Source organism: Nocardioides sp., from assembly GCF_047607365.1.
In the GTDB taxonomy this organism is placed as follows: Bacteria; Actinomycetota; Actinomycetes; order Propionibacteriales; family Nocardioidaceae; genus Nocardioides.
Window position 1 is genome coordinate 1 of sequence record NZ_JASGDD010000066.1, and the last position, 24,933, is coordinate 24,933.

At 72.2% G+C, this 24,933-nt stretch carries 21 protein-coding genes and 1 pseudogene; 11 read left to right on the plus strand and 11 right to left on the minus strand.

Annotated features, from left to right (window positions below):
* Positions 1-6,441, plus strand: a 6,441-nt coding sequence (locus QM572_RS05575) for a fibronectin type III domain-containing protein (protein ID WP_415090912.1), incomplete at its 5' end; no start/stop codon positions are given.
* A 1-nt stretch (position 6,442) separates the two neighbouring features.
* Here the strand turns inward: QM572_RS05575 and QM572_RS05580 are convergent.
* Positions 6,443-7,132 carry an aspartate/glutamate racemase family protein gene (locus QM572_RS05580; protein WP_415090914.1) on the minus strand — a complete coding sequence of 230 codons (690 nt, stop codon included), beginning with the start codon at positions 7,130-7,132 and terminating at the stop codon, positions 6,443-6,445.
* A gap of 62 nt (positions 7,133-7,194) precedes the next feature.
* Positions 7,195-7,956 (minus strand): SDR family NAD(P)-dependent oxidoreductase, encoded by a 762-nt coding sequence (locus QM572_RS05585; protein WP_415090916.1) that lies wholly within the window; start codon positions 7,954-7,956, stop codon positions 7,195-7,197.
* Between the two features lie 100 nt (positions 7,957-8,056).
* On the opposite strand from QM572_RS05585, the gene mshA reads away from it, so the two are divergent.
* Complete coding sequence (gene mshA, locus QM572_RS05590) at positions 8,057-9,292, plus strand: D-inositol-3-phosphate glycosyltransferase (protein ID WP_415090971.1); 1,236 nt, start codon at positions 8,057-8,059, stop codon at positions 9,290-9,292.
* On the plus strand, positions 9,289-9,810 hold the full coding sequence (locus QM572_RS05595) for a YbjN domain-containing protein (protein ID WP_415090918.1): 522 nt from the start codon (positions 9,289-9,291) through the stop codon (positions 9,808-9,810). Before mshA ends, QM572_RS05595 begins: the two co-directional genes overlap by 4 nt.
* A gap of 117 nt (positions 9,811-9,927) precedes the next feature.
* On the opposite strand, the gene QM572_RS05600 is transcribed toward QM572_RS05595, so the two are convergent.
* Both QM572_RS05600 and QM572_RS05605 read right to left on the minus strand, forming a co-directional pair.
* The gene (locus QM572_RS05600; RefSeq protein WP_415090920.1) at positions 9,928-10,605 is read right to left on the minus strand and encodes a response regulator; all 678 of its coding nucleotides are present in this window, start codon (positions 10,603-10,605) and stop codon (positions 9,928-9,930) included.
* Positions 10,606-10,672: 67 nt separating this feature from the next.
* Positions 10,673-11,824, minus strand: a complete 1,152-nt coding sequence (locus QM572_RS05605) for a sensor histidine kinase (RefSeq protein ID WP_415090922.1) — start codon at positions 11,822-11,824, stop codon at positions 10,673-10,675.
* Between the two features lie 134 nt (positions 11,825-11,958).
* Between QM572_RS05605 and phoU the strand changes: the two genes are divergently transcribed.
* Positions 11,959-12,615 carry a phosphate signaling complex protein PhoU gene (gene phoU / locus QM572_RS05610; protein WP_415090924.1) on the plus strand — a complete coding sequence of 219 codons (657 nt, stop codon included), beginning with the start codon at positions 11,959-11,961 and terminating at the stop codon, positions 12,613-12,615.
* A gap of 48 nt (positions 12,616-12,663) precedes the next feature.
* Positions 12,664-13,554, plus strand: coding sequence for a DMT family transporter (locus tag QM572_RS05615; RefSeq protein WP_415090926.1), 891 nt, complete (start codon positions 12,664-12,666; stop codon positions 13,552-13,554).
* An 11-nt stretch (positions 13,555-13,565) separates the two neighbouring features.
* On the opposite strand, the gene QM572_RS05620 is transcribed toward QM572_RS05615, so the two are convergent.
* The 3 genes from QM572_RS05620 to QM572_RS05630 are packed head-to-tail and all read right to left on the minus strand — an operon-like array spanning position 13,566 to position 15,702.
* Positions 13,566-14,303, minus strand: a complete 738-nt coding sequence (locus tag QM572_RS05620; protein WP_415090928.1) for a phosphoglyceromutase — start codon at positions 14,301-14,303, stop codon at positions 13,566-13,568.
* Between the two features lie 16 nt (positions 14,304-14,319).
* Entirely contained in the window at positions 14,320-14,895 is a 576-nt protein-coding gene (locus QM572_RS05625) for a hypothetical protein (RefSeq protein ID WP_415090930.1), read from the minus strand.
* A 57-nt stretch (positions 14,896-14,952) separates the two neighbouring features.
* Positions 14,953-15,702, minus strand: coding sequence for a hypothetical protein (locus QM572_RS05630; protein WP_415090932.1), 750 nt, complete (start codon positions 15,700-15,702; stop codon positions 14,953-14,955).
* A gap of 143 nt (positions 15,703-15,845) precedes the next feature.
* Here QM572_RS05630 and QM572_RS05635 point away from each other — a divergent pair, with 143 nt between their 5' ends.
* Both QM572_RS05635 and QM572_RS05640 read left to right on the plus strand, forming a co-directional pair.
* Positions 15,846-16,331, plus strand: a complete 486-nt coding sequence (locus QM572_RS05635) for a CarD family transcriptional regulator (RefSeq protein WP_415090934.1) — start codon at positions 15,846-15,848, stop codon at positions 16,329-16,331.
* Between the two features lie 2 nt (positions 16,332-16,333).
* Positions 16,334-16,906 (plus strand): 2-C-methyl-D-erythritol 4-phosphate cytidylyltransferase, encoded by a 573-nt coding sequence (locus tag QM572_RS05640; RefSeq protein WP_415090935.1) that lies wholly within the window; start codon positions 16,334-16,336, stop codon positions 16,904-16,906.
* On the opposite strand, the gene nirD is transcribed toward QM572_RS05640, so the two are convergent.
* Positions 16,903-17,268, minus strand: coding sequence for a nitrite reductase small subunit NirD (nirD, locus tag QM572_RS05645; protein WP_415090937.1), 366 nt, complete (start codon positions 17,266-17,268; stop codon positions 16,903-16,905). The two genes, QM572_RS05640 and nirD, sit on opposite strands and share 4 nt — an antisense overlap.
* Positions 17,269-17,466: 198 nt before the next feature.
* Between nirD and QM572_RS05650 the strand changes: the two genes are divergently transcribed.
* On the plus strand, positions 17,467-18,144 hold the full coding sequence (locus tag QM572_RS05650) for an IspD/TarI family cytidylyltransferase (protein WP_415090939.1): 678 nt from the start codon (positions 17,467-17,469) through the stop codon (positions 18,142-18,144).
* A gap of 194 nt (positions 18,145-18,338) precedes the next feature.
* On the opposite strand, the gene ispF is transcribed toward QM572_RS05650, so the two are convergent.
* Positions 18,339-18,836, minus strand: coding sequence for a 2-C-methyl-D-erythritol 2,4-cyclodiphosphate synthase (ispF, locus tag QM572_RS05655; RefSeq protein WP_415090941.1), 498 nt, complete (start codon positions 18,834-18,836; stop codon positions 18,339-18,341).
* Positions 18,837-18,854: 18 nt separating this feature from the next.
* Here ispF and QM572_RS05660 point away from each other — a divergent pair, with 18 nt between their 5' ends.
* The 3 genes from QM572_RS05660 (at position 18,855) to rlmB (ending at position 22,897) form a co-directional block, all read left to right on the plus strand.
* Complete coding sequence (locus tag QM572_RS05660; RefSeq protein WP_415090943.1) at positions 18,855-20,402, plus strand: molybdopterin-dependent oxidoreductase; 1,548 nt, start codon at positions 18,855-18,857, stop codon at positions 20,400-20,402.
* Positions 20,403-20,476: 74 nt separating this feature from the next.
* The gene (gene cysS, locus QM572_RS05665; protein WP_415090945.1) at positions 20,477-21,922 is read left to right on the plus strand and encodes a cysteine--tRNA ligase; all 1,446 of its coding nucleotides are present in this window, start codon (positions 20,477-20,479) and stop codon (positions 21,920-21,922) included.
* Positions 21,923-21,940: 18 nt separating this feature from the next.
* Positions 21,941-22,897, plus strand: a complete 957-nt coding sequence (rlmB, locus tag QM572_RS05670) for a 23S rRNA (guanosine(2251)-2'-O)-methyltransferase RlmB (RefSeq protein WP_415090947.1) — start codon at positions 21,941-21,943, stop codon at positions 22,895-22,897.
* 113 nt (positions 22,898-23,010) lie between these two features.
* Here rlmB and QM572_RS05675 read toward each other — a convergent pair.
* Positions 23,011-23,214: pseudogene (locus QM572_RS05675) on the minus strand (ISL3 family transposase); the annotation flags it as partial.
* Positions 23,215-23,331: 117 nt separating this feature from the next.
* On the minus strand, positions 23,332-24,606 hold the full coding sequence (locus QM572_RS05680) for a glycosyl hydrolase family 28-related protein (RefSeq protein WP_415090949.1): 1,275 nt from the start codon (positions 24,604-24,606) through the stop codon (positions 23,332-23,334).
* Positions 24,607-24,933: the final 327 nt, after the last annotated feature.

Genomic DNA, 24,933 nt, shown 5'->3' on the forward strand with positions numbered 1-24,933 from the left:
CTCATCGACGCGGTCGAGGCCGGCCTCGCCGACTGGGCCGATGAGCACTCCGGGGCCGGCCCGGCCGACGAGCGCGGCCGCTACCGGCCCGGCGGGGCCGCCCCGGACGCCGGGGCGGTCGAGGTGCACACCGACACGACGGTCCCGACCTGGTCGAGTGGCGCCGCCCTCACGACCAGCGGCCTCACCCAGGTCAAGGTCCGCCTGCACTGGCCGGAGGCGAGCGACGACATCGGCCTCCACGGGTTCGTGATCACCGGCGGGCCGAGCACCGTGCACGTCGGGCCGTCGGCCCGCTCGGCCACTCTCACCGGGCTGACCCCCGGGCGGCAGTACGACGTCGTCGTACGCGCCGAGGACGCCGCCGGCAACCAGAGCGCGCCGCTGACCGCGACGGTCACCACCCCGTCCTCGCCCAGCCGTCCCTTCGCGATCAGCCGGGTCACGACGAGTGCCGGACTGGTGGCCACCGACGCCGACCAGCGCTACCTCGTGGCCGACGGCCTCCTGATCGAGCGCGCCACCGGTGACGAGCGCACCCTGGACGGCGGCCCGCAGGCGATCTCGGACGACGGCAGCACGGTGGTGTGGGTGAGCGACTCCGGCTCGGACGCGGACGGCACGTTCTACGTCGTCTCCGTCCTGCGAGGGTTCGCGACCGACCTCGACGGGGGCACAGTCTCGACCGTGAAGGTGCACGCCTCGGACTGGCTGAACCGGATCGCCGTCTCCGCGGACGGCTCCCGGCTGGCCCTGGTCTCCGCCGACGGCGGCACCGCCGAGGCGACCGAGTCCGTTGCGGTGGTCTCGCTCGGGGCCACGCCCGAGATGCACACCTTCTCCTTCGGCTCTGCCAAGGGGCGCACCGAGCTCCTCCGGTTCAGCCCGGACGGACTGCGCCTGCTGCGGGTCGCCTCCTACCGCTACTGGGGCGTCTCGGCCGTGCAGCTGTGGGACGTGAGCGACCCGGCGTCCCCGGCCGAGACCGACCTGCTCCAGCCCTACGACCCGGGCATGGGCGTCCAGGCGGGTCAGACCTGGGGCCCGGTCGCCGTCTCTCGGGACTTCTCCACGCTCGCCTACGTCGAGACCAACGGCGAGGACCCGAGCGGCTCCGGCTCGCTGGTGGCCAGCGACCTCGACGGCGGCCACCGCCGGGTCGTCGCCACCGACCTAGGGACGGAGCTGAGCGAAGGCTGGCTGGCGAACGCGATCACCTCGCTCTCCCTCGACGGCGACGGCAGCACGGTCGCCTACACCCTCTCCCACCAGTTCAGCGACCACCGGGGGACCAGCGGGTTCGTCTCGGAGACCACGGAGGACGCCGATCCGCAGCTCCTCGTGGGCGACGACCTTGATCAGCCCTACGAGGTCTACGAGCCCCCCATCCTCGGTGCCGGCGGTGGATCCATCGTCTTCGCTGCCCCGTCGGGGGTCGTTCTCTCGACCGGCGACGACGGCAACGGCGCGGGCACCTTCGTCGGCGTCGCCGACGACGTCGCGCCGACCTGGCCGAGCGGCGCCGCGCTCACCGCCACCGACGTCACGACCACCGGCCTCACCCTGCACTGGCCCGCCGCCACCGACGATCAGGGCCTCGCCGGCTACGCCGTCACCGGCGGCCCGGCCGCCCTCGGCGCACCGGCCTCGGCCACCTCGCTCGCGGTGAGCGGCCTCGAGCCCGGGACCTCCTACACGTTCGGCCTCCGGGCGCGCGACGGCTCCGGCAACGTGACCGACCCGCTCACCCTCACGGTCAGCACCGCGGCCGACATCACGCCCGGCACCGCCTCCCTCACCGCGACCCCGCAGGCCGACGGCACCGTCGCCCTCGCCTGGGACGCCGTCGCCGGAGTCTCCGGATACCAGGTGCAGCGCGCTCTCGGCGACGGGCCGTTCGCCCAGATCGGCACCACCGCGGCGGCGACCCGCGCCTTCACGGACCGGACCCCGGACGGTGCGACCACCTACCGCTACCGCGTGCTGCGGGTCGTGGACGGCTCGAGCCTGCCCCACACCGTGATCGCCACCGCCGTGACCGGACCGGTCGCGATCGCGTCGGTGGAGGCCACCATGCCGTTGGTCGCGGGCCAGGCGGCGTACGACGCCCTCGTCACCCTGACGGTGCGCGGACAGCCTCGCCGTGCCGGCTCCGCGACGCTCCACGCGACGTCGGCCGAGGGCGACCCGCTGGTCGCGAGCGGCACCCTGTCCGAGGACGCGACCACGCCGGGGCGCTACACGGCGACGGTCCGGATCCCGGCCGGCGCGACGGTCCTCACCTCGCTCACCGCGACGCTGCACGACTCGGTCGGCACCGGCTCCGGTCACGTCGCCGACATCGAGCAGGCACGGCCGATCTCGGTGGCGGCGCAGGTGGTCGTCACGATCCCCAGCTCGGCCGGGTTCTCCGGCAGCCTCGCCGTCGGGAGCTCGGCCGCCGGCTTCGCCCGACAGCAGGCGATCGCCTCCAGCGCCGGCGCCACGACCATGACCTTCGACCTGCCCTCGGGGGACGGCTACGTCCTGCGTGCGGTGCGCGGCGGCGTCACGCCGATGGTCGAGCGGGCGCTGGGCACGCTCCGCCCGGGGACCAGCCGGTCGGTCGCCCTCCGCTCCCTCGACGTGGCGAGCCTGACCCTCCACCTCGGCTCCGCCGGCGCCCGGCGCGCGGTCAGCGTCACCGGTGAGGGCACCGGGCTCGCCGGGCTCGCGACCGGGACCGCCGACAGCGCCGGCGACGTCACGGTCGCCGGACTGCTGCGCGGGTCCCCGGTGCGGGTGAGCGTCGGCTCGCTCGCCGACGACTGGGGGCTCGCACTCCCCGAAGGCCACGAGATCCAGCTCCCCGAGGCGGCCACGAGCGCCGACCTCCCGGTCGCCGGCCCCGCCGCCGCGAGCGTGCACGGGCAGATCACCGCGACCGACCACAGCGCGCTCTCGGGGCTCGCCCTCTCGGCGATCCAGACCTGGCACGGCCAGAGCCGCACCGCCTGGGCCACCATCGCCGACGACGGCAGCTACACCGTCTCCGGCCTGCTCGCCGGCCTGCCGACCACGCTGAGCGCCGGCGGCGTCCTCTACGGCGCGACCACGGCCGACCTCACCCCGGTCGCCGGCGGGAACACCCAGGACCTCACGGTGACGCCGACCGGCTCCTACGAGGTCCGCTACTCGATCGCGACCCAGCTCGGCTCCGACGCGCCGCAGCCGCAGGCGCTCGACTGGCGGACCCTGGTCCACTTCCATGTCCGGATGGCGCCGGCCCCCGGTGTCGTGAGCGAGAGCGACTTCCTCTACGCCAACGGATCGATCACCGTCCGCGGCAACCCCGGCTCGGCGATCACCTTCTGCGCCGACGGCTACGAGGGCGGGTACGGCGCGGACTGCGTCACCAAGGAGATCCCCGACCCCACGGTGACCCGGCAGATCGACCTGCCCCTGACGCTCGTCTCGCAGGCCCGCGTCGAGGTGAGCGTCACGTCGCCGACCGCCGACGACTCCGCCACGGTGGTCGGCACCCTCCGCGGCTCCGGCCAGACCGTCTCCGGGATCACCGGCACGCCCGGCTCGCTGGCGCTGCCGTTGCCCGCGAGCGGCACCTGGGACTTCGTGGCGTACGGCGGCTCCGGCGCGGTCGGGCGCGCGAGCGTCGACACCGCCTCCGGCTCGAGCGTCGCGATCGCGATGGCGAGCCCGCCCGCCGGATTCCCGGCGACCGACAACGAGCTCGCCACCAGCCAGGCCGACGTCCAGCCCGGCGGCGTCCTGGACCTGACCGCCCGCTGGCGCAGCACGGGCGAGACCGGCGGCTCCGCCACGCTGCGCGTCCGGCTGCCGCAGGGGACCACGGTCGCCGGCCACGGTGTGACGGTCGACGGCGTCGAGCCCGCGACCGCCCCCACGGTCAGCGACGGCGTCCTGACGGTCCCCGTCGGCGCCCTCACCCAGGGCGCCGCGGGCCGGGCGACGATCCGGCTCCGTGTCGCGAGCGATCCCGACGACCTGCCCCCCACCCGGACCCTCGGCGTCAGCGCCGATCTCGTCGCCGGCTCCGTCACCGTCCCCTTGGGAGCGCTCGCCGTCGAGGTCGCCGCGGTGACGATCACCGCGCCCGAGGTCACCGGCGCGACCTCGGTCCGGGTCCGGGGACGCGCGGCCCCCGGCGAGACCGTGACCGTGCTCGACGGGGCCGAGGTCGTCGGCACCGCCGTGGCCGGCGCCGGCGGCGCCTGGACCACCCGGATCACCCTCCCCGACCACGGCCAGGGCGCCACCCACAGCCTTGCCGCGACCACGGGCAGCGGCGCCACGACGCAGGCGAGCGCGGTCGCGCTGCTCACCTACGACCGCTATCACCCGACCCTGCTGTCGGCCACCGTGAGCCAGGACGGCCGCTCCGGCTCGGGCGAGCAGGGCGCGAGCTTCCCGCTCGTGGTGGTGCCGGGCGCCAGGGTGGACGTGGCGGCCCACTTCGCCGATCCGAGCCTGATCTCGAACGCGACGCTCAGCATCGGGTCCAGCACCGTCGCGACCGGCCGCGCCGCCGACGGGGCGATCACGGCCAGCTTCGGGGGCATCACGCCCCGGGGGCCGGTCACGATCGACTACGACGCGACGGCGCCGACGACGGTCCCCCTGGTCGATCTGGCCCCGTCGACACCGCCGGCCGGCGGGTCGACGCCGACCGCCAACGACGTCCGCGCCAGCCTCGGCGCGACCGGTGCCCTGTTCGGCACGCCGGCGCTCGGCTCGGTCGACAACGGCGACACGGGCTCGGCGACGGTCACCATCCCGGTCCCGGGCCTGGGCAGCGGGGCCACCGCGACGATGAAGGTCACCAAGACCCCCGTGAGCGGGGTACCGTCCGGGTCGACGCAGATCGCCCCGGGAGTGTGGACCAGCGGCACGCCGGGGCTCAGCACGGCCTCCTCGGGGTTCGCCGTCACCGGCACGACGTACGTCGACACCTCGGTCGCCTCGCAGGCCTCCGGGTTCCGGGCCCTGAGCGCGCCCCGCGGCCGCAGGGCCGCGAGCGCCGCCTCCGCGACCGTGCGGGTGGGCTATGAGATCGCGTTCAACGGCGTGACCAGCCTCGACGACGCGCTCGACGCCTTCGGCGCAGGGGACAAGTACCAGAGGCTCGCCGCCCTGCTCGACACCGCCGACGACTGCGGGGGCTCGGCGTCGGGATTCCGCAACCGGATCGACGACATCGCGACCCGCGCGGCCGCCGACGATGCCACCAAGGCGACGATGATGCTGGCCGGCGTCCTGCTGGGCCCGGAGACCTTCGGCATCGGCACGCTGGCGATGTGGGCGGCGAGCACCGCGATGGAGAAGCTCCTCGACGACTCCCTCCAGGACATGATCGACGACGTCGTCGCGGACATGAACGCCAGCGGGGACTGCCCCAAGGAGAAGACCACCCACAAGAACGGTCCGGTCGTCGACCCCCAGTGGATCTACGACCCGTCCGGCACGGTCTACGACGGGCCGACCACCTCGCCGCTGAGCGGCGCCACCGTGACGCTGCTGCGCTCCGACACCGAGGACGGCACGTACGACCTGTGGGACGCCGACGCCTACGCGCAGGGCCCGAACCCGGCGACCACGGCCGGCGACGGCGCCTACGGCTGGAACGTGCCCGAGGGCTGGTACGAGGTGGTCGCCACCAAGGCCGGCCGCCTCGGCGATGCCAGCGAGCCGCTCGAGGTCCTTCCACCGCGGACGGGCATCGACCTCGTGCTGCCCACCGAGGAGGCCGTCACCGCCGACACCGCCGCCGGACAGAGCGACGGCAGCATCCTGGTGACGTTCTCCTCGTGGGTCGACGCGGCGCTGGTGAACGACCGGCAGATCGCGGTGACCGACGCCTCGGGCGTGCCCCTGAGCGCCGAGGTCACGCCGGTCTCGCCCCAGCCCGGCGTCGGCGGCGGTCAGCTCGCCACGCAGGCGCGGGTGAGCATCGCGGGCCTCGACCGGTCGGCCGCGACCGCGGTCACGGTCCAGGTGGATCAGGCGATCCAGGACGTGGCCGGCCGACCGCTCGCCGCGTCCGCGACGCTCGCCGCGAGCGTGCCGGCGGTGGTGGTGCCCCCGGTGGTGGTGCCCCCGGTCGTGGTCCCGCCGGTCAAGGTGGCTCCGGGGCTGAAGCTCGCCAAGCCGGCCACGAGGGCCGCGAAGAAGATCAGGGTGCGCAGGCCGGTCGTCCTGACCGGGAGGGCGGTCGCCGCCGCCCGGGGCTCGCGGGTCGTCCTCCAGCAGCTGGTCAGGAGGCGGTGGGTGGCCGTCGCCAGCGCCACGGTCTCGTCCTCCGGGACCCTCCGCTTCACCGTCAGGCCGAGGAAGAGGGGGACGTGGACGCTCCGGCTCAGCATCGGGGCCACCGCACGCACCACGGCGGGGGTCTCCCCGGTGCTGAGGCTGAAGGTGAGGTAGCTCAGGCGAGAGCGCGGTCGAGGGCGTCCTCGACGTGGACGGTGATGACGTCCAGGACGGGAACGTCGGCGTCCTGCGGCCGGACGAGCAGCGAGAGCTCGCTCGCGGCGAAGACGATCGCCTCGGCGCCGGCGTCGGTGAGCTCGTCGATGATGCCGAGCACCCGCTTGCGCGAGCTCGGGTTGATCGTGCGGAACACCAGCTCGTCGTAGACGATCGAGTCGAGGGTGTCGGTGTGCAGCTCGTCGGGCATGTTGACGTTGATGCCGTGCGAGCCGATCCGCTCGGCGAAGAAGTGGTCGGTCAGCGTGAACGCGGTGCCCATGAACCCGACGGTCTTGTAGCCGCGGGCCACGATCTGCTCGGCCATCAGGTCGGCGAGGTGCACCACCGGGATGCTCACGGCGTCGGCGACCTCGTCGTAGACCCGGTGGAAGGTCGTCGTGGCGAGCAGCAGGAAGTCCGCGCCGGCCTGCTCGGCCCCGCGCGCGGCCGCGCTGAGGATCTCCGCGATGCGATCCCAGTCACCCGCGTCCTGCAGCTCGTCCAGCTCGGCCAGGTCGACCGAGACGAGCACGACCTTCGCGGAGTGGAGCCCGCCGAGGCGCGCCTGCACGCCCTTGTTGAGCCCTTCGTAGTAGACCGCGCTGGATTCCCAGCTCAGCCCGCCGATGAGTCCGATCGTCTGCACGAGACGGGAGTCTCGCACCGCAGCGTGCCCGCCGAGGAATCCTCGGCGTCGCTCGGTCGGGATCAGACGCGGTGGACCTTGTGCGGGGCGGCCTGGACGCGCGGCTTGATCACCAGCTCGTCGATGTTCACGTGCGCGGGGCGGGTGACCATCCACACGATCGCGTCGGCGATGTCGGCGGCGACCAGGGGCTCGGGTACGCCGGCATAGACCGCGTCCGCGCGCTCCTGGTCGCCCCCCATGCGGACCAGGGAGAACTCGTCGGTCCTCACCATGCCGGGCGCGATCTCCATGACGCGGACGGGTTGCTCGACGATCTCGAGGCGCAGCGCGTTGGTGAGCGCCTTGAGCCCGAACTTCGCCGCGTTGTAGCCGCCCCCGCCCTCGTAGGCGATCCGGCCCGCGATCGAGCCGACGTTCACGATCGCCGAGCCGCCGCTGGCCTCGCCCGACCGGATCAGGGCGGGGAGCAGCGCGCGGGTGACGGCGAGCGTGCCGAGCACGTTGACGTCGTACATCGCCCGCCAGTCCTCGACGTCGCCCTCGGCCACCGGGCTCACGCCGAAGGCGCCGCCGGCGTTGTTGACCAGCACGTCGAGCGACGGGCCGACCGCCGCGGCGAGCGCCGCGACGGAGTCGGCGTCGGTGACGTCGGTCGCCACCGGCGTACCCCCGGTCTCGGCCGCCAGCGCCTCGATCCGATCGACGCGCCGCGCCGCCAGGAAGACCCGGTAGCCGGCCGCGGCCAGCTGTCGCGCGGTCTCCGCGCCGATCCCCGAGGAGGCTCCGGTCACGACAGCGGTCTTCTGGGATGTCGCAGGCATGGCCCCATTCTGCCGGGCGCCCGGTCCGGCGTGGATGAGCGGCCAGACGCTCACCTCCTATCCTGGGGAGGTGAGCGGGGCTGAGGTACGGCGGGTGGCGATGATCAGCCTCCACACCTCCCCCCTCGACCAGCCGGGCACCGGTGATGCCGGCGGGATGAACGTCTACGTCCTCGAGCTGTCGCGACGCCTCGCCGCGCGCGGGGTCGAGGTCGACATCTTCACTCGCGCCACGTCGTCGTCACTGCCCGCCGAGACCTGGGCCGACGAGAAGATCCTCGTCCGCCACGTCGCGGCCGGACCCTACGAGGGGCTCTCCAAGGCCGAGCTGCCGGGCCAGCTCTGCACCTTCGCCCGCGAGGTGCTCCGGGTCGAGGCCGTCCACCCCCTGGGCTGGTACGACGTCGTCCACTCCCACTACTGGCTCTCCGGCCAGGTCGGGGCCCTGGCGTGCGACCGCTGGCGAGTGCCCCTGGTCCACACGATGCACACGATGGCCAAGGTGAAGAACCTCGCGCTCGCCGAAGGCGACGCCCCCGAGCCGATGGCGCGGCTGATCGGGGAGGAGCAGGTGGTCGAGGCCGCCGATGTGCTCGTCGCCAACACCCAGCTCGAGGCATCCCAGCTGATCGACCTCTACGACGCCGACCCGTCGCGGGTCGCGGTGGTCCACCCGGGCGTCGACCTGGGCCGGTTCGCGCCGACGCCCAAGGCGGACGCCCGGGCGTGTCTCGGGATCCCGGCCGAGGCGCTCGTCGTGATGTTCGCCGGCCGGATCCAGCCGCTCAAGGCCCCCGACGTGCTCCTGCGGGCGGTCGCGGTGCTGCTCCGGCGGATGCCGCGCCTCCGCGGGCGACTCGTCGTGCCGGTCATCGGCGGCCCGTCGGGCAGCGGGCTCGAGCGGCCCGAGTCGCTCGCGGCACTGGCCGCCGAGCTGGGGATCAGCGACGTTGTCCGCCTCGCCGGCACCGTCCCCCAGGACGAGCTGGCCCGGTGGTTCGCTGCTTCGGACGTCGCCGCGGTGCCCTCCTACAACGAGTCCTTCGGGCTGGTCGCGATCGAGGCCCAGGCCTGCGGCACCCCGGTCGTGGCGGCCGCGGTCGGCGGGCTCACGACCGCCGTCCGGCACGGCGAGTCGGGCCTGCTGGTCGAGGGCCACGACCCCGAGCGCTGGGCCGACGCGCTCGTCCGCGTCCTGCTCGACCCCGCGCTGCACGCCCGGCTGAGCGCGGGCGCGATCGCCAACGCGGCCGACTTCTCGTGGGAGGCGACGGCCGGCCGGATGCTCGACGTCTACGAGAAGGCGCGACTGGTGACGAGGGAGGGAGTGGCGTGACGGACCTGACGGAGGAGCGGCTCGACGTCGTACGCGCGTGGCTGGGGGAGAACGAGATCGAGTTCTCCGAGACCGGGTCGACGGAGGACGGCGAGACCGGGCTGGTCAGCTTCTCCTTCGCCCTGCCCGGCGAGCGCAAGCTGCAGACGCCGGTCCGGCTCGACCTCGGCCCGCACGCGCTCGGCGTGCACGCTTTCGTGTGCCGCCGGCCGGACGAGAACGCCGAGGGCGTCTACCGCTGGCTGCTCCAGCGCAACCTCCGCCTGTACGCCGTCGCCTTCGGCCTCGACAAGGACGGCGACGTCTACCTCGACGCCCGGCTCCCGCTCGCCCTCGTCACGCCCGACGAGCTGGACCGCCTCCTCGGCTCCGTCCTCACGTACGCCGACGAGTCGTTCAACACGCTCCTCGAGCTCGGCTTCGCCTCCTCGATCCGCAAGGAGTGGGAGTGGCGCCTCGCCCGCGGCGAGTCCACGGCGAACCTCGCCGCCTTTGAGCAGTTCCGCCCCGCCGAGTAGGCCTCCCCGCCCGCCGAGTAGGGCCTCCCCTCCCGCCGAGTGGGGCCTTCCCTCACAGCGAGTGGGGGCTGACGCTGACGCGAGGCCCCACTCGACGTGAGGAAAGGCCCCACTCGGCTAGAGGTCGAGCTTGTAGCCCAGCCCGCGGACCGTGATGAGCAGCTTCGGCTCGCTCGGCTCGGCCTCGAGCTTGGCGCGCAGGCGCTTCACGTGGACGTCGAGGGTCTTGGTGTCGCCGACGTAGTCGCTGCCCCACACCCGGTCGATCAGCTGGCCGCGGGTGAGCACTCGGCCGGGGTTGCGGAGGAACATCTCGAGCAGCTCGAACTCCTTGAGCGGCAGCCGCTGCTCGCCGCCGTCGACGGTCACGACGTGCCGCTCGACGTCCATCCGCACCGGCCCGGCCTCGAGCACGTCGGGGGCGAGGTCGGGCTCGACGCCGCGGCGCAGGACGGCGCGGATGCGCGCGACCAGCTCGCGGGGGGAGTAGGGCTTGGTGACGTAGTCGTCCGCGCCCAGCTCGAGCCCGACGACCTTGTCCACCTCGTCGTCCTTGGCGCTGACCATGATGACCGGCACGGCGGAGGTGGCCCGGATCTGGCGGCACACCTCGGTGCCGGGGATGCCGGGCAGCATCAGGTCCAGCAGCACGATGTCGGCGCCGTTGCGGTCGAACTCCTTGAGCGCGTCGGTGCCGTTCTCGGCGATCGCGACCTCGAAGCCCTCCTTGCGCAGCATGTACGACAGCGCCTCCGAGTAGGACTCCTCGTCCTCGACGACCAGTACCCGGGTCATGCGGTGTCCCCGCCGAGTTGTTCGCCGGAGGAGCGAAGCGGGGGAGTCGAAGAACTCGGTGGGGTGCTCAAGGGCCTACCTCCTCATGGTGCGGCTGATGTGCCTGATGTTGGGGGAGTGTGAGGGTGAACGTCGAGCCCTGTCCCTCGACGGACCAGACCTTCACCTCGCCGCCGTGGGTGGCGGCGACGTGCTTGACGATGGACAGCCCGAGGCCGGTGCCGCCGGTGGAGCGATGCCGGGCCGGGTCGACCCGGTAGAAGCGCTCGAAGATGCGGTCGAGCTCGCCCGCCGGGATGCCGATGCCCTGGTCGACGACGGAGATCGACACCGCGTCGTCGGAGGCCTTGGTCGTCACCGACACCGACGAGCCGGGCTCGGAGTAGCTCACGGCGTTGGCGACCAGGTTGGTCACCGCGGTCATCACCTGCTCCTCGTTGCCGAGCACCCGCAGGCCCCGGGCGCCGCCGGTGACCACGCTGATGTGTCGCTGCTGCGCGTCCACGCCGACGACGTCGACCGCGTTGGCGATCACCGCGTCGAGCTCGACCGCGTCGGGCGCCTCGACCGGCTCGTCCCCCTGGAGCCGGGACAGCTCGATGATCTGCTGCACCAGCTCGGTGAGGCGGTCGGACTCGATCAGCATCCGGTCCGCGAACCGCTTGACCGCCGCCGGGTCGTCGGAGGCGTCGATGACCGCGTCGGCCAGCACGCGGATCGCGCCGACCGGGGTCTTGAGCTCGTGGGAGACGTTGGCGACGAAGTCCCGGCGTACCGCCTCGACGCGGCGCTCACGGGTGCGGTCCTCGAGCAGGGCCAGCACGAGCCGGGTGCCCAGCGGCGCCACGCGGGCCACGACATGGCGCGGCGGCCCGTCGCTCCCGCGCGCGAGCACCAGCTCGGTCTCGCGGATCTGCCCGTCGCGGCGGACGAGGTGGACCAGCTCGGCGAGCTCGTCGGAGAGGAGCGTGGTCCCGCGGACCAGGCCCAGCGCGTACGTCGGCGCGCTCGCCTTGACGACGACGTCGCCGTCGTCGACGACCACCGCGGAGGAGCGCAGCACCGAGAGCACGGTCGCGACCTCGGGCGGCACCACGGGGTCGGCGATCACGGGGATCCGGCGCTGCTGACGGTCGCTGATGTGCCAGGCGAGCACCGCCGCGCCGGCGACGACGGCCCCGAGGACGGCGGCGAGAAACGCCTGCGTCGTCGGGTTCACGCTCCCAGCGTAAGACCCCGGCCGGAGTGCCTCGCGCCACGCGGAGGCCGGGATGCGCAACGTTCACCGCGCGTTCACCGATCGTCCCCGCGTAGCCATGTCGGCGGCCGGTCGCGGAGCCTACGGTATCGGGTATGCGTGCCGCGTTCCACGAAGACCTGGAGGCCGTCTTCACGGACCTCGCCGACATCTGCGACTCCGTCGAGCAGGCGGTGGCGATCGCCACGACCGCGCTGCTCCAGGCCGATGCGGGCCTCGCCGAGCAGGTGATCAGCGGCGACGCCAGGATCGACGCCGCCCGCGAGGCGGTCGAGGAGCGCTGCTTCGAGCTGCTCACCCTGCAGGCGCCGGTGGCCGGCGACCTCCGCGTCGTCGTCGCGGCGCTCCGGATGGTCAGCGACCTCGAGCGGATGGGCGACCTGTCGGTCCACGTCGCCAAGATCGCCCGGCTGCGGGTGCCCAACATCGCCGTGCCCGAGGGTGCCCGCGCGACCATCTCCCGGATGGCCGAGGTCGCCGAGGCCATGGTCACCCGCACCGCCCGTATCATCCGCGGTCGCGACGTCACCGAGGCGAGCGCGCTGGCGATCGACGACGAGGAGATGGACCGGCTGCGTCGCTCCAACTTCGCCGAGATGCTCGGCGACGAGTGGAGTTACGGCATCGAGGCGGCGGTCGACATCGCGCTGCTGGGCCGCTACTACGAGCGGATCGCCGACCACGCGGTCTCCGTGGCGAACCGGGTCGTCTACGTCGTGACCGGCGAGAAGCCGCATCTCGCCGACGCGTGACCGAAATTCGATGGGCTGCGAGCCTCCGGGATCGCTAGCGTCGCGGGTGTGACGACCGCGCCCTGGAAGCCGCTGCTCGCCGTCTCGGTCACCCTGGTCTTCTGGGCCTCGGCCTTCGTGGCCATCCGCCACCTGGCCGACGACTTCCGGCCGGGCGCGCTGGCCCTCGGCCGGCTCGGCACCGGGGCGATCTGCCTGACCGTGCTCGTCGCCTGGTCGCGCCGCCGCGGCACCCGCCTCGTCGCCCTCGACGGGTCGCAGTGGGCGCGGGTCGTCGCGATAGGCCTGCTCTGGTACGCGCTCTACATGGTCGCGCTCAACACCGGCGAGCACCACGTGGACGCCGGCACGGCCTCGCTCATCCTGCAGCTCTCGCCCGTGGTCATCGCGGTCCTGGCCTCGATCTTCCTGGGCGAGCGGTTCACCCGGTGGATCGCGCTCGGCCTGGCGCTGGCGTTCGTGGGCGTCGCGATCATCGCCTTCGCCTCCAGCGACCGCAGCGACTCCGAGGGCCCGGTGATCGGGGTGCTCCTGTGCCTGGTGAGCGTGGCGTCGTACTCGGTCTCGCTGGTGCTGCAGAAGCCGCTCGCCGGCCGGGTGCCCGCGCTCCAGATCACCTGGCTCGCCTGCGGGATCGGTGCGATCGCCACGCTCCCGTGGGCCGGCCAGCTGGTCACCGACCTCTCGCAGGCGCCCGCGTCGTCGATCCTGTGGCTGGTCTTCCTGGGCGTCTTCCCGACCGCGATCGCGTTCACGACCTACGGCTACGCGCTGCAGCACCTCTCCGCGTCGCAGCTCGGGATCTCGACGTACGTCGTGCCGGTGATCTCGATCGCCCTCGCCGCCGTCCTGCTCGGCGAGGCCCCCGCCCCGCTGTCCTATGTCGGCGGGGCCGTCGCCCTGGCCGGCGTCTGGCTCGCCCGCCGCCGCACCGAGTAGGTCCCAGTCGGCTACTGCTTGCCCTGGTTGGCGACCGCGGCGGCAGCGGCCGCGGCGGCCTCCGGGTCGAGGTACTCACCACCGGCGACGAGGGGCCGGAAGGAGTCGTCGAGCTCGTAGACGAGCGGCTGGGCGGTGGGGATGTTGAGCGCGGCGATGTCGGCGTCGGAGATGCCGTCGAGGTGCTTCACCAGCGCGCGCAGGCTGTTGCCGTGCGCGGTGACGAGGACGGTACGACCGGCCGCGAGGTCGGGCACGATCTCGCCCTCCCAGTAGGGCACGATCCGCTCGACGACGTCCTTGAGGCACTCGGTCGCCGGCACGTCGATCGACGCGTAGCGGGCGTCGCCGGCCTGGCTGAACTCCGAGTCGGCCTCGATGGGCGGCGGGGGGACGTCGTACGAGCGGCGCCAGAGGTTGAACTGCTCCTCGCCGAACCGCTGCAGCGTCTCGGACTTGTTCTTGCCCTGCAGCGCGCCGTAGTGCCGCTCGTTGAGCCGCCAGTCGCGCTTGACCGGGATCCAGTGCCGGTCGCAGGTGTCCAGGGCGATCGCGGCGGTGTTGATCGCGCGCCGCAGCAGCGACGTGTGGACCACGTCGGGGAGGACGCCCCGCTCCTCGAGCAGGGTGCCGCCGACGACGGCCTCGCCGCGGCCCTTCTCGGTGAGGGCCACGTCGACCCAGCCGGTGGAGAGGTTGAGCGCGTTCCACTCGCTCTCGCCGTGCCGCAGCAGGATCAGGGTGCTCATCGGGTGGCTCCGCCCGTCACTCGGCCAGCGGCGGGACCGAGGCGTACTCGCAGCTGTAGGCCTCGCCGGCCTCGCTGGAGCTGTCGTCGGCGGGCACGGTGGCCGCGGCCGACGGGCTGGCGTAGTCGTGGCACTGGGTCACCACGATCGGGCTGACGTCGATCGTCGAGCCGTCGGAGAAGCTCAGCGTGACCGGCAGCACCGCGCCGGCGGTGATCTCCGAGCCCGTGACGGTGATGCCGCCCTCGGTGTAGAGGTTCACCGCCGAGGCAGGCTCGACCTCGATCGGCTTGAAGCCGACGGTGCTCAGGCCGGAGATGCTGGTCAGCGTCACGGCCTCGGTGAGGTGCTGGTCGGTGGTGATGGTGGCGACGAAGGTGCCGGAGCCGGGCGCGGCGGCGATGATGCGGGCCGCGCCGATGTGGATGTCGCCCGAGGTGTGGTACGCGCCGTTGGCGATCGTGTTGGGGCGGTCGGTCGCGTAGTCGAACCCCTGCAGCCCGCATCCGCTCAGCAGGAGCACCGCGCCGGCGGCCGCGACGGCGGCGAAGGCGAGCTTGAGCTGACCCGGGCGGCGAGCGTTCGTCATCACGGCCGACATGCTAGCGGTGCTCGTCCGGCATGCATGCTCCACCCGCTCAGGATCCGCTCAGGACCCGCTCAAGCCGGTCTGTCGCGCCACGATGGCGAGGATCGCGCCGACCAGTCCGAGGTAGGCGATCGTGCCCGTGAGCAGCATCGTCGCCCCCGTACGCCGGGCGAGCCGGAGTGGCAGGTAGGTCCAGCCGTCCGCGTCGTCGGCGACGAGGCCCCACAGCGAGGTCAGCACGTGCACGCCGACCCCCAGCAGCGCGGCGAGCACCGTCAGCGTGAGGGTCGGCGCCTCGCCGGTGGCGCGGCCGCCCCACCCGCCGTACGAGAGGAAGGCGGGGTAGAGACCGAACGAGATCGCCCACGGGAGCCAGCTCAGCGGCCCCTGGCGGACGAGCCGCAGCCGCAGGTTGCCCAGCGCGGCGACGACGACCGAGACGAGATAGCAGGCGCCGGCCATGAGGCCGTTGTTGACGGCGATCGGGATGAGGGCGAGCACGGCCACGGAGAGGCTGAAGGAGAGCGTCGTCGGGCTCAGGCCGTCGACGGTGGCCTTGACCCGGCTGTGCCGCTGGTCGGCCTCGGCGTCGACGAAGTCGTTCTGCCAGCCGAGCACGACCTGGCCGATCAGCACCGTGACCGCGACGAGGGCCACCTCGCGGCCGGGGCGCCCCGACAGGGACGCGGCGGCGGTGAGGACCAGGGTCGTCAAGACGGCCTGACGCGGGTGCGAGGCCCGGAGGAGAAGGGCCGGCGTCGTCGCGCCGATCCGGCGCATCGCGCGTTGGGGTTGGGTGGCCAGTGTCATGTCGTACGCCTTTCCACCACACCTGAGGGCGATCTGTCAACCCCTGTGGACGCACCCATTCGGCCTCTGACCTGCGAAAACGTCGATCTGCGCGGTCGAAAACCGTGGTAGGATGGATGTCCTAGGAAGGGGTTCTACGACTTATGACTTTCACTGTCGGCGAGACCGTTGTCTATCCGAATCATGGCGCCGCGATCATCGAGGACATCGAGATGCGCACCATCAAGGGAGAGGAGCGGCAGTACCTCGTCCTGAGGATCATCGCCCAGCAGGACCTCGTGGTCCGCGTGCCTGCCGGCAACCTCGACCTGGTGGGCGTCCGCGACGTGGTCGACCGCGATGGTCTCGACAAGGTGTTCGAGATTCTTCGCGCCGCTCACGTCGAGGAGCCGACCAACTGGTCGCGCCGCTACAAGGCCAACCTCGAGAAGCTGCACTCCGGCGACGTCAACAAGGTGGCCGAGGTCGTCCGCGACCTGTGGCGCCGTGAGCGCGACCGCGGCCTCTCGGCCGGCGAGAAGCGGATGCTTGCCAAGGCCCGCCAGATCCTCGTCTCGGAGCTCGCGCTCTGCGAGAAGACCAACGAGGACAAGGCCGAGGCCATGCTCGACGAGGTTCTCGCCTCCTGAGCGTGGACCTGCCCGACATCGAGCCGACCCTCGGTTTCGTCCTGGAGGCGGACCGGGGGTCGCTCCCATTTGCCCTGATCCACGGGGAGTCGCTCGTCGCCTGCGCCGCCTGGGCGCTGGGCGACGCAGGGGTCACCCTGGTCGACCTGGGTACGCCGTGGGCGGCTCTGGCCGAGGCCGGCGAGCCGGTCGTCCTGCACGACGTGCTCTGCCCCATGACCCCGGCTCCGTTCATCGTCGACGCCGTGCTCCGCTCGGCCGAGACCGGCGCCGTCGTCGTCGGCGTGCGGCCGGTGACGGACACGGTCAAGACGATCGCGGCCGGCGCGGTGGGGGAGACCATCGACCGCGAGGGACTGTGGCAGGTCGCCTCGCCGCTCGTGCTGCCCCCCGTCGCGGTCGAGGCGCTGATCGGGGGCCTGCCGACGTACGACGTCGCGAGGCTCGTCGCCCACCTGCGCCAGGCCGGGTTCGGGATCGAGACCCTGATCGCGCCGCCCGAGGCGCGACGCGTCGGCGGGCCCGACGACATCCGGCTGCTCGAGGCGCTCACGGCCCCGGCCACGACGCGCTAGGTCAGGCGCGGGCCCACGTAGACGGTGCCGTCGTCGACCCTGACCGCGTAGGCGGGCACCGAGAAGTGGGGATCCTCCAGGCACTTGCCGGTGCGCAGGTCGAACGCGTGGCGGTGGGCGGGGGAGGCGACGAACGGCACATCGCCACGCTGGCCGACGATCCCCTTCGAGATCACCGACGCCTTGGCGAACGGGTCGTGGTTGCCGAGCGCGTAGACGATGTCCGCCTCGCCGTCGAGGAGGCGGAAGAGGGCGATCGCCTGGCCGTGCACGAGAGCGGTCGCGCCCCGGTCGACCTCGAGATCGGCGACCTTGCAGACGGGCTGCCAGTCCGTGGTGCGAGCGAGCGCGCGCGGGCTCATCGGGCGGCCCCCATGGCCGCCGCGAGCGGTAGCGCCATCGCTGCCTCCTCCGTCGTGACGATGAACGTAGGCAGCGCGTGTTAGGGGGCGGTCACGGCCTGTTACAGGCGTGAAAACGATGCGCCGGACGCACAGCCCGGTCACAGAGTGGGGCCGGGGCGGCGGCGTGGTCCTCGGGTGTGGCTCTAGGGTCTGCTCATGCCCGCAGCCGTCGTCGTCCTCGCCGGAGGATCCGGGTCCCGGGTCGGCGCCGGGGTCAACAAGGTGCTGCTGCCGCTCGGCGACGCGACCGTCCTCGGACTGAGCCTGCGGGCGGCGCTCCATGCCGACGACGTACGCCGAATCGTGCTCGTCCACGCGCCGGGTGAGGCGGAGGCCGTCTCGGCGGCGGTCACGCCGGTGCTCGGCAGCGGCGAGGTGCTGCTGGTGCCCGGCGGGGCGACCCGGCACGGGTCGGAGTGGAACGCGCTGCGGGCGCTGCGCCGCGAGATCGAGACCAGGGAGATCGACGTGGTGGCGATCCACGACGCCGCCCGCCCGCTCGCCGGCCCGCAGCTCTTCGACCTCACCATCGCGACGGCCCGCGCCGCGGGCGGCGCCATCCCCGTCGCGCCGGTGGCGGGGCTGGTCGACCGGGCCTCGCTCGCCCCGCATCCCGGCCTCGTCGGCGTGCAGACTCCCCAGGCCTTCCGTGCCGCGGAGCTCCTCGCGGCCTACGCGCGGGCGGAGGCCGACGGCTTCGACGCCACCGACACCGCAGCCGTGCTCGCCCGCTACGCCGACCTCCGGGTGGCCGCCGTCCCGAGCAGTCCGCTCAACCTCAAGGTCACCTACCCCGAGGATCTGGCGACGGCCGAGCGCCTCCTGACGCGCTGACCTCCCGCCAACCCCGCGCCGAATGGGGCCTCCCCTCACCTCGAATAGGGCCTCCGATCTCCCCGAGTAGGGCCTCCCCTCACCTCGAGTGGGGCTGAGGGCAGGCCCCACTCGACGCGAGGAACGACCCCACTCGGCTGGCGGGAGGCCCTACTCGGCTGGCGGGGAGGCCCCACTCGGCGTGAGGGGAGGCCCTACTCGGCGGGGTGGACGAGGGCCGTCGCGAGGGCGGCGATGCCCTCCCCGCGACCGGTCAGGCCGAGGCCGTCGGTCGTGGTCGCCGAGACCGAGACGGGAGCGCCGACGGCGGCCGACAGCGCCTCCTCGGCCTCGACGCGACGCGGGCCGACCTTGGGCACGTTGCCGATCACCTGGACCGCCACGTTGCCGATCTCGAACCCCGCCGCCCGCACCCGGCGGGCGGTCTCCGCCAGCAGCCGAGCCCCGGAGGCGCCCGCCCACTCCGGCTCGGCGGTGCCGAAGTTCGAGCCGAGGTCGCCGAGGCCGGCGGCCGACAGCAGGGCGTCGCAGCACGCGTGCGCGGCGACGTCGGCGTCCGAGTGGCCCTCCAGCCCGACCTCGGAGTCGGGCCACGCCAGCCCGGCGAGATGGAGCGGGACGCCCGGCACGAGCCGGTGGACGTCGGTGCCGAGGCCGGTGCGAGGCAGGGCCGGCGGCGGTGGCTGGGTCACGGCGTCATGATAGGTGGCATGACACGCGCGCCCCGGGCCCTGGCGGGCGCGCTGGTCGCCCTCACCGGTCTCGCCGTCGCCCAGCTGGTCACGCGCGCGACCGGCACCCGCGACAGCCCGGTCGAGGCCGTCGCGACCTGGATCATCCAGCATCCGCCCGGCGCCCTGACCGAGCACCTGATCAAGGCGGTCCAGCGCGCTGACAAGCCGCTGCTGATCGGAGGCACCGTCCTCGTCGTGACGCTCGTGCTCGCCTGGCTGACGGCCGGGCCCGGACGGCGGTCCATCGCATGGCCGATGCTGGGCTCCGGCGTACTGGCGGGGATCGGCGCCCTCGCGATCGCCGCCCAGCCCGGCGCCGCCGGCGCGCGAATGCTGTCGGTCGTCGCCGGGCTCGCCACCTGGCTGCTCCTGCTCCCGCCGATGGTGCGGGCGATCCCTGCCGCCACAAGCCCCGATTCGCCGCGCGGAAGGGCCCCACTCGGCGTGAGGGAAGCCCCTACTCGGCGGGGGTTTCTGGTCAGGGTAGGGCTGGTGGCGGCGCTGGGCGGCGTCGCGCTCGTCCTCAGCAGGTACGCCGGCAGCGGCCGCCGCCGGGTGGAGCAGGCGCGGGCCGCGCTCAGGCTCACGGGCGTGACGAAGCCGGTCGTCCCCGCCGGAGCGGACCTGGGGATCGCCGACCAGCCGCGCTGGCTCACCCCGACCGGAGAGTTCTACCGGATCGACACCGCGCTGCTGCCGCCCGCCCTCGAGCCCGACACCTGGAGGCTCAGGATCCACGGGATGGTCGACCGCCCCCTCGAGCTCACCCTGCAGGACCTGCTCGAGCGCGAGCTCACCGAGGACTGGCTCACCCTCATGTGCGTCTCCAACACCGTCGGCGGCGACCTCATCGGCAACGCCTGGTGGAGCGGGGTGCGGATCGCCCCGCTCCTGGCCGAGGCGGGCGTCCACGCCGACGCCGACGGCGTACTCCAGACGAGCAGCGACGGCTGGACCTGCCTGACGCCGCTGGACGCGCTCACCGACGACCGCAACGCGATGCTCGCCGTCGCGATGAACGGGGCGGCGCTCCCGGTCGAGCACGGCTTCCCGGTGCGGATGATCGTGCCCGGCCTCTACGGCTACGTCAGCGCGACCAAGTGGCTCGTCGACCTCAAGGTCACCCGCTTCGACGACGACGAGGGCTACTGGACCCCGCTCGGGTGGAGCGCGAGGGGCCCGATCAAGCTCGGGTCGCGCATCGACGTCCCCGAGTACGGCGGCCCGGCGAAGCTCGACGGCGAGGCGGTCGTCATCGCCGGCACGGCGTGGCACCAGCACACCGGCGTCTCGGCCGTGGAGGTCAGCGTCGACGGCGGCGCGTGGACGCGCGCCGAGCTCGCGGCCGACCCCGGCATCGACAGCTGGGTGCAGTGGCGGCTCACCGCCAAGCTCGACTCGGGCGACCACCAGGCGCGGGTCCGGGCGATCGGCGCCGACGGGGAGGTGCAGACCGGCGCGCAGGCCGAGCCCGCGCCCGATGGCGCGACGGGCTGGCACCACATCACCTTCGAGGTCGCGTGAGGCGAGAAGGCATCGGCACCGTGAGGTCGCGTGACGAATGCCGCTCGGCGTACGCGCGTCCCTAGGATGAGCGGGTGGCACTGCGGCTCCATGACACCCAGACCGGCGAGGTCCGTGACTTCGTCCCCCTCGTCCCCGGTCAGGCGTCCCTCTATGTCTGCGGGCTGACGCCGCAGTCGGAGCCGCACGTCGGGCACATGCGCTCGGGCGTGAACTTCGACGTGCTGCAGCGCTGGCTCCGCTGGAGCGGGTACGACGTCACCTTCATCCGCAACGTCACCGACATCGACGACAAGATCCTCGCCAAGGCCGCCGACCAGGGCCGCCCCTGGTGGAACCTCGCGTACGACGTCCAGCGGCTCGTCTCGCGGGCCTACGAGCTGCTCAACGTCGCGCCTCCGACCTACGAGCCGCTCGCGACCGGCCACATCCCCGAGATGGTCACGATGATCGCGACGCTGGTCGAGCTGGGGCACGCCTATCCCGCGCCCGACGGCTCGGGCGACGTCTACTTCGACGTGCGGTCGTGGGCGGCGTACGGCGAGCTCACGCACCAGGGCATCGACGACATGGAGGCGGCCGCCGACGCCGACCCGCGGGGCAAGCGCGACCCCCGCGACTTCGCGCTGTGGAAGGGACGCAAGGACGGCGAGCCCGAGACGGCGTCGTGGCCCTCCCCGTGGGGCCCGGGGCGACCGGGCTGGCACATCGAGTGCTCGGCCATGGCCGGGAAGTACCTCGGCCCCGCGTTCGACATCCACGGCGGCGGCCTGGACCTGCGCTTCCCCCACCACGAGAACGAGATCGCGCAGTCGAAGGCGGCCGGGCACGCGTTCGCGTCGTTCTGGATGCACAACGCGTGGATCACCACGGCCGGCGAGAAGATGTCGAAGTCGCTGGGCAACTCGCTCACCATCCCCGCGGTGCTCGAGCGCTACCGCGGGATCGAGCTGCGGTTCTACCTCGTGGCGGCGCACTACCGCTCGCACGTGGAGTTCTCCTTCGACGCCCTGGAGGAGGCCGCCGCCGGCTTCCAGAGGATCGAGGGCTTCCTCGACCGTGCCATCGAGGCGCTGGGACCCGAGGACGCCGGCCTCGGCGCCGAGCTCCCCGAGGCGTTCGAGGCGGCCATGGACGACGACCTCGGCACCCCCGCCGCCGTCGCGGTGCTCTACGACACCGTGCGCGAGGGCAACCGGCTGCTCGCCGACGGCGCCGGGCAGGGCGGCGACCCGGCCGACATCGAGGCCCTGGTCGCGGTGACGGGCTCGGTGCTGCTCATGCTCGACGTCCTCGGCCTCAACCCGGCCGACGACGCCTGGGGGGTCACCGGGCCGGACGAGGCCGAGGAGAGGCTGACCGCGGCGGTCGACAGCCTGGTCGCCGCGCTCCTCGAGCAGCGTGCCGCCGCCCGCGCGGCGAAGGACTGGGCCGCCGCCGACGCGGTCCGCGACCGGCTGAAGGCCGCGGGCATCGAGATCACCGACACCCCCACGGGTCCCCGCTGGGCCCTGGCGTGAGCGAAGGACACGACCACCATGGCAGGCAACTCCTCGCGCCGCGGCGCGATCCAGAAGTCCAACAAGAAGGGCGCGACCGTCGGCTCCGGCGGTGTGCGGCGCCGTGGCCTGGAGGCCAAGGGGCCGACGCCGAAGGCTGAGGACCGGCCCTACCACAAGGCGCACAAGAAGGCGCAGGCCGCCGAGAAGGCCGCCACGCAGCGGGCCAAGTCGACGCGCAAGCGGAGCACCTCGGACGCCGAGTGGATCATCGGCCGCAACCCGGTCGTCGAGGCACTGCGCGAGGGCGTGCCGGTCAACGGCGTGTACGTCGCCGAGGGCGCCGAGCGCGACGGCCGGCTGCGCGAGGCCTTCCAGCTCGCCTCCGAGCTGTCGATCTCACTGCTCGAGGTGACCAAGTCGGAGCTCGACCGGATGACGGGCTTCAACGGCCACCAGGGCCTGGCGGCCCGCGTGCCGGCGTACGAGTATGCGCATGCCGACGACCTGCTCGACGTCGCCGCCGAGGCCGGCGAGGCGCCGCTCATCGTCGCGATCGACCACGTCACCGACCCGCGCAACCTCGGCGCGATCATCCGCTCCGCGGCCGCCTTCGGCGCCCACGGCGTCGTCATCCCCGACCGTCGCGCCGCCGGCATGACCGCCGCCGCGTGGAAGACCGCAGCCGGCGCCGCCGCCCGGATCAAGGTCGCCCAGACGGTCAACATGACCCGGCAGCTCAAGGCGTACCAGGACGCCGGCTGCATGGTCGTCGGGCTGGACATGGAGGGCGACTTCGAGCTGCCCGACATCGCCCGGCATGCCTCCGACCCGCTCGTCATCGTCGTCGGAGCCGAGGGCAACGGCATCGGCCGCCTGGTCCGCGAGACCTGTGACCAGATCGTCTCGATCCCCATGGTCAACGCCGTGGAGTCGCTCAACGCCGGCGTCGCCGCGTCCGTCGTGCTCTACGCCGTGGCTCAGTCGCGCAGCTGACGCCCGGGCATGCTCTAGCCTCGGGATTTCGCCTGGTTGTGGGTGAGTACGGCGCGTAATGCATGGAGGTGCCTGTCCTGCGCGGGATTCTTGTGATTGCGAAGTCTCAAGGAAGCCGAGCGGAAAGGCACGGTGTCGTGAACCAGGCCCTCGCCGCCGCGTCTTCTACACCACTGGCCAGGGCCGACGACCCGGCAAGCCAGCACCGCCCGATCAGGCTCCGGTCGTTGGCCGACCACAGCCAGACCAAGGCCGTCGAGTCTGGCGAAGGTGGTCAGGCCAGGGACGGCCAAAGCCGGCCGTAGGGATAGCGTCAAGCACGCCGACTTCGGAAGACCTCGACGCCTACCCCGGGAACGAGGCGCCAGCAAGACCTACACCCTCATCTGGGAAGGCCCCAACAGGACCCACGGCCGATCGAGGATCTCGATCGTCTACTGGGAGAGGCCGGTGGTCGTGGCACTTCCCGAGAAGCGCGCGCTTGGAGACAGTTTCGGCTTAGATGAGTTCGAGTGTTCGAAGAGGCGGGCGCCGCCGACAATGGCGCGGCTGCTGCTGTTGGAGATCTCGAACGCCGGGAACCCGTACCCGACTTGATCCCATTCTTGGATGTGAAGGTTGTCTGCCACGATGGTGCAGTTCGGTCCGTCCACACGAATGCCATTCGTACCAGCTAATATGCTGGAGAAATTCGTCAGCTGAATACGACAACCACTCGCTTCGGGTCGAACATGCAAGCCGTGGCCGCTGTTGGTCGTCTCCGATTGGGTGGTGACATTTGTCATCATGCCCGAAGTATTGCGTCCATACACCAAGATGCCGTACGTGCATGCGTCCAGATCCGCGTTCGACAGGTGAAATTTTGATGTGGAACCGTTGAGTAAGGCGGGGTTTGTCGTGGATTCACCGAATTGAATTCCCTGGTTATACCACAGTGCAAAAATATTGCTAAAGAAGGGGTTGTCGTTACGGAGAGACCGGATCGCGACGCCTGTGCCTTGTGTAGCGCTTTTTACGGCGGGGGACTGCGACCAGTAAGGCCAGAAGTGAACGTCGTGCAGGCGAACGATATCGGCGCAACCATCGAAGACGATCCCCTCAGAGAGTGGTTGACCGTAGATTCCTTGGAGGTTTGCTCGCCCAACCTGCACTACTTGGATGCCACGAGAAACATTGTTCAGGAAAATGTTCTGTATGAGTGCGTCGTCTCCTTCGACACGGATGACCTCGCGGAAGTTTGCGGGAGTGAACGGATCGGTGCTTGGATCGGTCTGTCCGACGTTGTGAAATGCGATATTGTGGATCCCTGCTGCTTGGCCGATGATTCGGAGCGGCTGCAGGCTTGCGTTATTCGCAACGAGGATCCAAGTCCCGTTCTTGACGCCGTCGCCGGGCGTATTCCACCCCACCCCCACGAGATGGACCGAGGCGGGTATTTGGATTTGCGTTGACACCAGGTAAGTGCCCGCCGGCAGAATGACAAGCCCGCCACCTGCGGCGGATGCGGCCGAGATCGCCGACTGTATCGATGGCCCGTCGTTGGTCGTTCCGTTGCCAGTCGCCCCATAGGGAGCTGCCGTTGCGATGAACCTGTCCGTGCTCGCGGCGGCAGCGAATGCGGGACTGGACGTCGTCGCGGCCGCAAGGGTCGCTATACCGGCGAGGCCAGCGGCCGACAGAACATGACGTCTCGACCTGTGGTTGCCCATCAGTCCTCCCAAACGAATTCGACCGGAGGTCGCGGCCGCTGGGAGACCTATTCTGCGCGCCATTCAACCGCAGCGGCAAGCACTGTGATCCTTTCTTGGGCCAGTCCGGCTCAGCTCAGCCGGTATAGAACGTCGCGGCAACCCCCGCCGTCGTCACGGTGGCGAGTGACGTGGCGCCAGCGGGGAGCGGCTGGTCGGTCACCTTCACGGTGTCCTTCGGCTGAAAGACGCAGAGGCAAGCGTCGGTGAAGACAGCAGCGACCGCGCCGGTGGTGCTCCGGTTGCCGGAGGCCCCCGCGCCCAGGCGCGGGGCGAAGGGGAGAGAAG